Source organism: Photobacterium sp. R1 (genome assembly GCF_054600795.1).
Window position 1 is genome coordinate 1 of sequence record NZ_BAAHZP010000027.1, and the last position, 9711, is coordinate 9711.

At 41.8% G+C, this 9711-nt stretch carries 9 protein-coding genes and 2 pseudogenes; all 11 read right to left on the reverse strand.

Features of this window, described 5'->3' with window-relative positions; all coding sequences use genetic code 11:
- Nucleotides 1–182: 182 nt before the first annotated feature.
- Nucleotides 183–635, reverse strand: coding sequence for an HIT family protein (locus ACYP03_RS23515; RefSeq protein ID WP_248140567.1), 453 nt, complete (start codon nucleotides 633–635; stop codon nucleotides 183–185).
- A 144-nt stretch (nucleotides 636–779) separates the two neighbouring features.
- Nucleotides 780–1424 (reverse strand): hypothetical protein, encoded by a 645-nt coding sequence (locus ACYP03_RS23520; RefSeq protein WP_248140568.1) that lies wholly within the window; start codon nucleotides 1422–1424, stop codon nucleotides 780–782.
- A gap of 195 nt (nucleotides 1425–1619) precedes the next feature.
- Nucleotides 1620–2141 (reverse strand): hypothetical protein, encoded by a 522-nt coding sequence (locus ACYP03_RS23525; protein WP_248140569.1) that lies wholly within the window; start codon nucleotides 2139–2141, stop codon nucleotides 1620–1622.
- Between the two features lie 118 nt (nucleotides 2142–2259).
- Complete coding sequence (locus ACYP03_RS23530; protein ID WP_220592654.1) at nucleotides 2260–2742, reverse strand: hypothetical protein; 483 nt, start codon at nucleotides 2740–2742, stop codon at nucleotides 2260–2262.
- Nucleotides 2743–2877: 135 nt separating this feature from the next.
- The gene (locus ACYP03_RS23535) at nucleotides 2878–3408 is read right to left on the reverse strand and encodes a GNAT family N-acetyltransferase (RefSeq protein ID WP_248140571.1); all 531 of its coding nucleotides are present in this window, start codon (nucleotides 3406–3408) and stop codon (nucleotides 2878–2880) included.
- Between the two features lie 143 nt (nucleotides 3409–3551).
- Nucleotides 3552–4352, reverse strand: coding sequence for a restriction endonuclease (locus tag ACYP03_RS23540; protein ID WP_459782293.1), 801 nt, complete (start codon nucleotides 4350–4352; stop codon nucleotides 3552–3554).
- A 165-nt stretch (nucleotides 4353–4517) separates the two neighbouring features.
- Nucleotides 4518–5021, reverse strand: a complete 504-nt coding sequence (locus ACYP03_RS23545) for an SLATT domain-containing protein (RefSeq protein WP_140320312.1) — start codon at nucleotides 5019–5021, stop codon at nucleotides 4518–4520.
- A 135-nt stretch (nucleotides 5022–5156) separates the two neighbouring features.
- Nucleotides 5157–5504 carry a hypothetical protein gene (locus tag ACYP03_RS23550; RefSeq protein WP_459782294.1) on the reverse strand — a complete coding sequence of 116 codons (348 nt, stop codon included), beginning with the start codon at nucleotides 5502–5504 and terminating at the stop codon, nucleotides 5157–5159.
- 651 nt (nucleotides 5505–6155) lie between these two features.
- Nucleotides 6156–8246 (reverse strand): DUF7507 domain-containing protein, encoded by a 2091-nt coding sequence (locus tag ACYP03_RS23555; protein ID WP_459782295.1) that lies wholly within the window; start codon nucleotides 8244–8246, stop codon nucleotides 6156–6158.
- 854 nt (nucleotides 8247–9100) lie between these two features.
- Nucleotides 9101–9250: pseudogene (locus ACYP03_RS23560) on the reverse strand (DUF805 domain-containing protein); the annotation flags it as partial.
- 80 nt (nucleotides 9251–9330) lie between these two features.
- A pseudogene (locus ACYP03_RS23565) lies at nucleotides 9331–9633 on the reverse strand (AAA family ATPase); the annotation flags it as partial.
- Nucleotides 9634–9711: the final 78 nt, after the last annotated feature.

A 9711-nucleotide genomic window follows, 5' to 3' on the forward strand; every position in this document is an offset into this window, starting at 1 on the left:
TCGCAGTCGATAGCTGTATCTTTGGCATTAACCGCCACAGTAAAAACCAAACTTGAGAGAGACAATAATAATTGCTTCTTCATCATTTTCCTCGAAAGCACATAACGCCGGGCATAAGGTGCACCAACACCAAACTAACCAAGCGCACTAAACTCAAAACAAAAATCGCCGAGTGTAACGTGTCACCTTGATGCCTTTGTTATGCCAACAGAACTCAAAATAGCTCTGATTTTGTTGAAAGCAACTATGGTATCAGGAGAGAAACAACCGACTTTAACTTTGTAGTAATCTCTAGCCCAATCAAATAACAGTGGGCCATGAATTAAACCTTGCTGCTCTGGATAGATGCTTAAAAACGATTTACTTAACAAGACTGTTCTTGGAAAAAGGTGGAAATGAATAATACTGGCCGCTTCTCCAAATTTGCAGCAGTACACTTTTTCGGGAGCTAACACTTTTGTAATACTTGATTCAACTTCGCTAAGTAATACCCCAAGCTGACATTTAGCTTCATGAGGAAGTTCACTTAACTCTCTTAGATTCTCTTTATACATAACGATTAAGTAACCCGGCACATCACAATCGCTGCACTGACTTACAGTAAAATATTCTGTCTCAAGTATTGTGGTGTTCATTACTCCATCATTCCTTAGGCATAACGCCCTGTTAAGGTGTGAGCAACGCAATACCGAAGCTTCCGCATACCACCTTAAACACTAAAAGCAACGCATGGTGAAAATGCCACGCGTTGCGAATCACTCTTAAACAGATTGTTATGCCTACTTTTTGTCAGTGATTGCACTAATTCCACGAACAGTGAAACGACGTGAGAATAAAGGTGATTTGTACAACGTCTTAGTTTCTTTTTTGGCAGACATGATTAGGTCATCAATTGCTTTTTCCAATCCTTCATCTTTGTAAGCAATTGACTTTTCGTTAGAGGTGAAGGCTAAATCTGGGTTGATCGTTTCACAATCTACAGTAGGGAAGCCGATTTCAGCTAGGTAGTCATAAAATACTTTTTTTGGAACAACCAATCCATACTCACGCCACGCATACTTTTTGCCCCAATAGTAACCATCGGTGGCATCATGGTGAACGCGCTCATCATTTTTGCCTTTGTTTATAACGTGTTTACCTTTTGCTTCTTCTTTAGCAAACAAGAGGCTAATAATTGGGTTTACTTCAGTATTTTTTGATAAAGCCGACAAGTCGATAATTTTATCGCCGTGGTCATCAACGTAATATCCAATATTGTAACGCTCGCCTTCTTCAACTTCTGCTGTACCATTAGCAATAAACTTATAAACAGTATCAGTTGTAGCTGGCGTAAACGAATGCTCAAACTTACCATCACCTAGTGGTTTGATTTGATAGTTTGAAACGATCAGATCATGAATAGTATTAAGCTCACGAGATTTCATAAAACACCTTACATTGCAATTAAACACATAATAGCTATATATGGGCTTACTATCGACTTATCAATCACTTGTAGGCATAACGCCGCGCTCAGCCGCGGACAATTTTGGGCGCTTTATGCGCGATAATGGGAGCGCAGCGACCGCGCATAAAGCGCACAAAGTTGACCGTCGGCCTGCAGCGCATTGTTAAGCATTTTAGGTGGGCCATACCACCTCACTCTTGACTTTCTTTTTTAGTTCAAAAGTAGATATTTTTTCCTTTCCAACTTTTTCGGACCACTTGATTGATACCTTAAGAGAATCAGCTTCCGAAAATTTATTTGATGTTGCTGCATCAATTACTCTGTAACGGTACAAGTAATACCCTCCTTCAAGAGTCTTTGGAGAAGCATCCAAATTTAGTTGCAGATAAAGGCTTTCACCAGTTTGGGAAGACGTTACCGAAATCGACTTTAACTCGACTGGAGCTCCACTATTTTGAACGATATACACATATGCGCTTGCCGAATAGCCAGGCCAGAACCTGTAGAAATCTACAACAAGGTATGGCTGGCCAGTATTTATATTTTCAGACGTTAGTTCCGGGTTTGGCAGTGACCATTGCAGACTTCTACGATCGGCCTCAGTTTCATCATGGATAAAATGATACACCTCAGCCGTTTTACATCCAGCAAGGCATAGAGCTAACAATACGACGAGTAAAAATCTATAAATCATGGCTAATGCTTAACGCCCCGCTCACCCGCACATACTGCGGAGAGCGTTTTTGTGTAAAGTGGCGCGCAGCGAAACACAAAAACGAGCGTAGCAGTATGTGTCGGCGTGCAGCGGTTTGTTAGCTGTGGCCTGCATGATGAATTTCGACATAGTGCGACTCAACCAGAGCAATGTGCCCAATGACATTTTTTGAAACCTTAGCGTCACTTATTTTGCACATAATGTAGCGATTATCGATAACGCCTTGAGGATTCCAATCAAAGTAACAGATAAAATCGAGGGTTAAATCATCTGGATCAACGGTATGTATCTCGTGATCCCAGTACCCGTGATTTACATTTGGTATTCGATTGATCATTATTGGCAATCGCGAACCTTGCGCCTGTAGTTTGAAGCATGAAATTGACTCATTAAACCAATCGTATTTCTCATAACCAATATTCAATGGCGCACATACTAAATGTTTAAAGAGTAATACGCTAACCTCCTCAAAATCATCCAATATATCCCACACATCATCATCTTTAGGAACATAATAAATGTTTCGAAGGTGCCTTGATGCCTCTCTGTATTTCTCGAAATATTCCGTTACTTTTTTCATAGCACCTTATGACAGCTAACGCCGCGTTAAGTGGTGAACAACGCCTACGACCTAGCCTAAATCATTGTGCCGTATACACTAAAGTTGATTGAAACTAAAAATACCAAGCGTTGTGAATCCGTCTTGAACGCTTTGTTATAAGCCTGTTTTCGCATACATTGCCGTACTACTCAACTCACCTGACGGCAATCTTCGGTCATTGCACAGTATCCCTTCGAATGTATATCCACCACGCTCTGCTACAGATCGACTTTTCAAGTTATTTACAGCAGCTTTGATTTCGAGACGATTAGCCTTAAGTTCTTTGAATGCATAAGTTTCTACAGCTTTGACTGCTTCCGAAATGAAGCCATAACCAACGCTCGAACTACGTAGCCAATAACCAATTTCGAAATACGGGACTGTTTTGTCACGAATGATAAGCCCTATTGCTCCTAGAAAACGACCAGTGCTTTTCTCGACGATTGAATATCGTAACTCACCTTCAAAGTTCTCAAAATTGCTGATAGCTTGCTTTGTATTCTCGATAGACTCTGCTTCAGTCAACGCATATGGAACCCAAGGAAGATAAACACCAAGCTCATCTTGGCTTTCTAATATCGCTTCGAGCATCAAAGGCTGATATTCCATTGAAGGAGGCACTAGTTTAAGCCTTTCTGTTTCCATATATAACAATCTCCAATTAAGGCTTATAACGCCCAATTAAGGTGTGAAGCACGCGACCACAGAACTTAATTTAACCACCGTAAACACTAAACTTAACCCAAACCCAAAATGCCAAGCGTGCTGAATCACTCTTAAATTGTTTGTTAGCCGTTTCCTTCAGCCATGTACATACCTTTTGCCATAACCTTAGAAGGAGTTAAATCATCACTCGTATATAGAATACAGTCTGGGTTGTACTCTCCGTTTTGGTGCATTTCCCATTCAGCTGCAAGCAACTTACTTTCAAAATGATTAAAATTGAGATTGAACCAGTTTTGTAGTTGCTGAAAGTTGTCAGCCTGCATTTCCCCTTGATGCTCTTCATACATCGTGTCTAGAATAATTGGATAATTCCGATCAATTGCAGCCATTAGTGCTTTTCTCGCAACACCTAATAACATTTGTCCCGTAAATTTGAGCTGAAAGTCCATTAGGTGATGTCGAAGCCCATATTTAATTCGAATTTCTTTCGAGTGAGACCAATATCGATTTTCCAGTAAGTCCAAGCGAGCTTCATAGGTTTTAAGTATTTCAGATTCGATAAAACCTTTAGTTTCTTCTTTGAGTTCGTCAAGTGTTAAGAGCTTAACGTTGGTATTCTTCGCAGCCTCAATTGCTCCAGATTGAAATCCACTGCTAGAAACAATAAATGCTTTGTCTACCCCTAGATCTTCTGAAATGCTGCGAAGAGCTAATACGTGACCTTTGTTTACCTTACGTTTCCAGTGCTTTGCTTCAACAATCCATTTTAGGTCGATGCCCAAAAATTTAGTTTTTACAAATACATCAATATCATGGCTTGTCCTAACACCAGTTAAGCTGACATTTGTTTCAGCTTCTGCTCCAATAGCTTTGAAGTGTTCGCATATTTCCTCTTGAAAGATAAACCAATCTTCTTGACGCATTAATCACCTTCAATACTCATATTTTGTTAAAACGGCTAACGCCGCATTAAGGTGTGAGCAACGCTACCACGAAACTTAACCAGACCACCGTAAACGCTAGACCCAACGGGGGAATGAAAAATGCCATGCGTTGGGAATCACTCTTAAATGCTTTGTTAGGTGAATTTACATGAGTTGAGCTGGGCTAGTTTCGTCATTTGGTATCACTTTAATATCCGTTGCACCGGCTCTTCGATATACTTTTAGCTGGTTATTTGGAGACTCGAGAGCCAGTTCATCGAGTTTAGCCCTCAGATTATTAAAACGCTCTTCGGTGATATCTTGTTCTATGGTCAAGATGTATTCTAGCTCTCTTCCCAGAGCGCCATACTTTGCCCCTGCAATACGATGCTTTTCAGAACGTTCGGAATCACCTAAAAATGTTTGCAAGCTAGCCAATAAGGCAGCAGCAACACTTGCTAGCCCTAGACATATCTTCACCCAAGTCTCAGTGTTATCTTGGGAAATCGTCGCAAATACCGATGTACCGACTAACGTTGTTAAGATTACTGTTGGTACGCCCAACCAGTATTTTCGATGATTAAAAGTATCAGCAGAATAATAGTGGGCTGCCTGTGTTACAGCTACTCGCCTATACCACTCATTAAGAACTTCTTTTTGTGTCTGCATATAGACTCCTTTATTCACCTAACGTCGCGTTAAGGGGTTGCAAACGCTACCTAAAAGCCAATGAAACCGCCTTAACCACAAAACCCCATTGGAACCGAAAATGCCACGCGGTTGCAATCCCTCTTTAACGCTTTGTTATGCTTCTTTTTTACGATTTAGGTATTGGCTATTAACTTTAACGCCATTAGGTGAAATCCAACCCTCGTTCAGGTAAGAGTGATAATATTCTAAAAATTCATCGTGCTCTTCAAATGAATACATTCGACAATCTACATTGTCGAGTAAATCGGTTGTGACTTCGATTACACCATTTTCACGATAAGTAACTTGATTTACTGTCCAAGAGAAGTAATCGCCTACAACACGATTATTGAATTTAACAGATTCGCCAACTCTTGGAACAGCAGCAAGGCGAATGTTTTTTAGTAAGTGAGTCCACTCCTTTTTACTCGCCAAATATATATTGAATTCGATTTCTATCAACTCTTCCTCCTGACCTCATGAAGAAGCATAACATTTTATTCAACGACATCATGTCGTATAACTCTGTCATATATATCCAAAGACCAAATAAGACATAAGCACCTGATAAATAAAGACATAATCAAAGTATCACATAAACAACTCAATAAGATATACGACATCATGTCGTGTATCTCATTTAATCAAAAATCATAACCATCTGTTTCCAGGCACTTTTACCACCATCTGATAAAACATCCTCATTCAGCGACAGTGTATCCACATCTGAAAAGCGACATCACACCACCACCGACGCCTGCCCCACCACCAAAAATCAAACACGCTACCGCCCTTAACACTCAAGTTACTGAAGGATGTAAATTTCTGTAACAGTCATCATATTGAGTTATGGGCAAGGTTTCATTAAAAGGCATGTTTAGGGTTGCATATCTGTGCTACGGGACAAAGTTCTGAAAAGGTGGAGAAAGAAGGTGATGAAGATTGAAGCGGAAGTGCCTGATGTGTTGCTATTGCTTGGCACAGGCACAGGCACAGGATTTCAGTTGGAAACAGAATAAGTATGCTCTGTAGCCAACGGATTTCGGCAAAGAATGAAACAAAAAGAGCATATGCCGACATATGCTCTTTTCAATCGATTTGTAACTGGCGGTATTATTCAAAACTGACTGTTGCAGAATCACTTGGCATGATGGGCTGCGAACCATCATCATCTTCAACCGTTGCCGTTACAGTATTCACATGTGGAGAGCTAGTCACAATTGCAGTAAATTGACAGCTATAGGTGTCTTCAACTTGTGCCGCAGGTTGAATCACCTGAGGTACAGAACAAGTTGTCGACTGAATACTACCCGTAACCTGAGTGATATCTCCAAACAAATTATCAACCAGACTTGTGATTGTCAGCGCTTCAGCATCCGAATCATTCGAGATACTCACTTGATAAGTCACCACAGCCTGCGTGGCTTGTTTCACCACTGATGCGGCTGGCGGCGCATTGAGAACATTCACCGTCGCATCATCCACAGCACTGACGATTTCACCATCATCATCTAAACCAGACACAGTGATGACGTTCGTCACTGCCGTATTCCCGTTGCCTGAGACAAACGAGACAATCGTACAAGTGTAAGAACCACTTGGTGCTATCACCTGTGGAAGACTACAGTTTCCCTGACCATTCAGCATGCCTAACTTGTCGTCATCAGCGACATCAATGGTCACCGGATCAACACTTGAGGTGTTATTGATTGTGTATGTATAAGTGACGTTACCACCCGGTTCTTCAATCGTTGATGGAGAAGCCGTTTTTATCACTTCAATACTGGAGGGCGTGTTGAGAATCACAACCGTTGCAGAGTCACTCGCGCTGACTGGATTATTTTCATCATCCTTACCTAACGCTGTAACAGTATCGGTTTCAGAACCACCCGCATTCCCAACGACATTGATCTGGAATGAACAGCTGTAGTTTGCCCCAACCGCGATCACTTGCGGGACCGAACAATCACCTTGTCCATTTAAATCTCCATGAATGTTATCGACCAGCGAATTGATGGTGACCGGATCTGATGCTGCCGGACTTGAGTTGCTGACAACGACAGAAAACGTCACTAAACCACCCGGTTCATTCAACTGCTCTGGCGAAGCGGTTTTGACGAGCTCAATATTGGGTAACAAATCAGTGATGGTAACCTGTGCAGTGTCTTCGCCTGATAACAGATTGCCGTTATCATCAATGCCACTGGCGGTCACGATATCTGTTTCTACATCACCCGCGTTACCGACAATATTGGTCGTAAATTGACACGCATAGGTGTCAATGCCGCCCGGATTTCTGTCGTCTGACGGAATGGTCTGCGGAGCACTACAAGTCGTACTGACAATACCATCGTGATTTGCTGTCGTAATGTCACCGTAGATGCTGTCTGTCAGTGTATTTAATGTCACGTTATTTTTCGGGTCGATACCCACATTCGTTACCGTCACCGTAAATGTCGCACTCCCCCCCGGCTCTGCTAGCGTTTGTGGATTGACCGATTTCGAAACTAACAATTCCGCTGGCGGGACTGCGATTGGAATGTTAAAGGAATCATCACACTTACATTTAGAAGGCGAGCCCGGGTATGCATCAGAAGGGGTCACGCAAAGTTCATTCGCTCCGGACTGGCGCCAACTCGTACAATATGGCAGGTTTAATTGGCCATCATTATCCGGGTCAACACACGTAGCGGTTAAAGTAAAAGTGGGTGAAAGCGGGTTATACCCAGGCTTTGCAATGTCACCACATTCATCCTGTACACCTGAAGGTGTGGTTGTGCCCGGATAGGGATCGTTTGTACCGTCCAGATCCAGCCAAGGGGGTGACGGCTGGAAAGGTAAAGTAGAGATACTGCATTGCCCGCTTTTTGCACCATCCGAGTTAGGATCGCCATCCGTGACAAAGTAGATCCCAACATCATGTCGCTCTTTTGATGTGGTTTCGATATCAAATGTCGCAGTAAACTGCACAACATCACCTTGATAAGCACAGCCGTCATCCAGAATTTCAAGCTTCGGCGTTCCGTCGGGGTTAGTCGCTACACCAGCGATTTTTACATCATTCGCCGTACACTGCACCGCAAAACCTGCGGTTTCTTCCATACAGCCGCCAAACTCAGTACCCACAGCACTGACGTTTTTTATGGGTAGAGCCCCTGTGAAGACCAGGGCGCCTAATATCCAGTGCCTCTTGATTTTAAACATGTATATACTCCTTCCATTAATTATTTCAGATATTAACCCTCACCAACGGGTGAATTAGGGTCAGCGAGTTCAAAAGCATTCACGACACCTAAAACCAATGTTTTTTTACTGCAAAAGAGCATAAACCTGTCACAAAGGGCCCTGAACTTTTCAATTTAAAACCGCAATGAGACTGCATCAAAACCATTCAGTCAGTATTTATGCTTTACCAGACAGTCCACAATATTCTGTGAAATTTAAATTAAACCAATACATTCTTACTCCAATCTGATATTTAACTGAAAAAATTCAGCCATACATACAAAAAATTAAGTTTTTATTTTTATCAACAAAAGTAAACAAGATGAATTGAACAAATACTTGAATAACCTCCTTGAGTATATTGAGTGATACGAATAAACCTCACCCGGTGAATAAACCTGAAATTAAGTCAAAAAATCATGTCTTTGTGTATTCCAACATCACGGCAGATAGCGACGCATTAAAATCTGCACGTTCGGATCCTGCAATCAGTTTTTAGGGCGTCTGTCCTGATTTTATCCCCACTCTCCTTGAATCAAACACGCTACCGCCCATAACACTGAAGTCGCCGGAGAATTAAAAATAAAAATTGCTGTTGTCGCCATACTTTCCAGTTATGGGACAACTTTCATAAAAGACACACTTGAGGATGCAGAATTGTGCTTTGAGGCAAAGTTCTGAGGGAATTGAAATGAAATAAAAACGATGAGATTTGAAGCGGCGCACTGGAAGCCATACTATGAATTTGGCACTGGATTTCAACAAGAAACAGACTGTATCAGGCGGGTGTAACTGCTGGCAATTCACACCATCACCTAACCCATATCATTGTTTTATTTCGGGTTGGGGCCATATTCATTAGTGCCGGACTGGCCGTCCTGCACAAAGAAGTAAAGTAAGATGAGGAAGCTCAGAATTGAAAGCCGGTTGAGCAGCATACACCGGCCAGATCGGCCAATGTCATGTAACCCCTGCACACCGACAACTAAGCGATGACAAGAACAGGTACCTAAAACGACCTAAAAGGTTAGTCGGCTATTAGAGCGGGAGTCCAATTAGCTTGTTAGCCAAAGTTCACGTTGTTCAAGATAAACTCAGCTCTTTTTCTCAAGGATACCTTCGGAACTTCAACTAAATCATAACCAAATTTTTCGTATGCATAGAGCATCTCCTGATATGTTGCTACAGCTTCAATGAAATCCTGCTGACGCTCTACATCATTTTTGTAAATTGATTCCCATGGAGGAAAAATAAACACGTTTTGGTTATAAATCAGTTCACGACATTTATTCAATAAAAAATCAGAAACTGGTATTTTTTCGAGCTTGCTGTATCCATATGAGTCAATAATACTTCGATCATAAAAGGGGCGTTGTTGCCTAAATCAGTTGAACCTTTTCCAAGTCCTGCGATCTGATCCCTTGTGATGGTAAGTGCGGTGGTA

Coding starts and splice junctions, on each gene's coding strand:
- ACYP03_RS23515 (WP_248140567.1), bottom strand. CDS start 635: ATGAACACCACAATACTTGAGACAGAATATTTTACTGTAAGTCAGTGC.
- ACYP03_RS23520 (WP_248140568.1), bottom strand. CDS start 1,424: ATGAAATCTCGTGAGCTTAATACTATTCATGATCTGATCGTTTCAAAC.
- ACYP03_RS23525 (WP_248140569.1), bottom strand. CDS start 2,141: ATGATTTATAGATTTTTACTCGTCGTATTGTTAGCTCTATGCCTTGCT.
- ACYP03_RS23530 (WP_220592654.1), bottom strand. CDS start 2,742: ATGAAAAAAGTAACGGAATATTTCGAGAAATACAGAGAGGCATCAAGG.
- ACYP03_RS23535 (WP_248140571.1), bottom strand. CDS start 3,408: ATGGAAACAGAAAGGCTTAAACTAGTGCCTCCTTCAATGGAATATCAG.
- ACYP03_RS23540 (WP_459782293.1), bottom strand. CDS start 4,352: ATGCGTCAAGAAGATTGGTTTATCTTTCAAGAGGAAATATGCGAACAC.
- ACYP03_RS23545 (WP_140320312.1), bottom strand. CDS start 5,021: ATGCAGACACAAAAAGAAGTTCTTAATGAGTGGTATAGGCGAGTAGCT.
- ACYP03_RS23555 (WP_459782295.1), bottom strand. CDS start 8,246: ATGTTTAAAATCAAGAGGCACTGGATATTAGGCGCCCTGGTCTTCACA.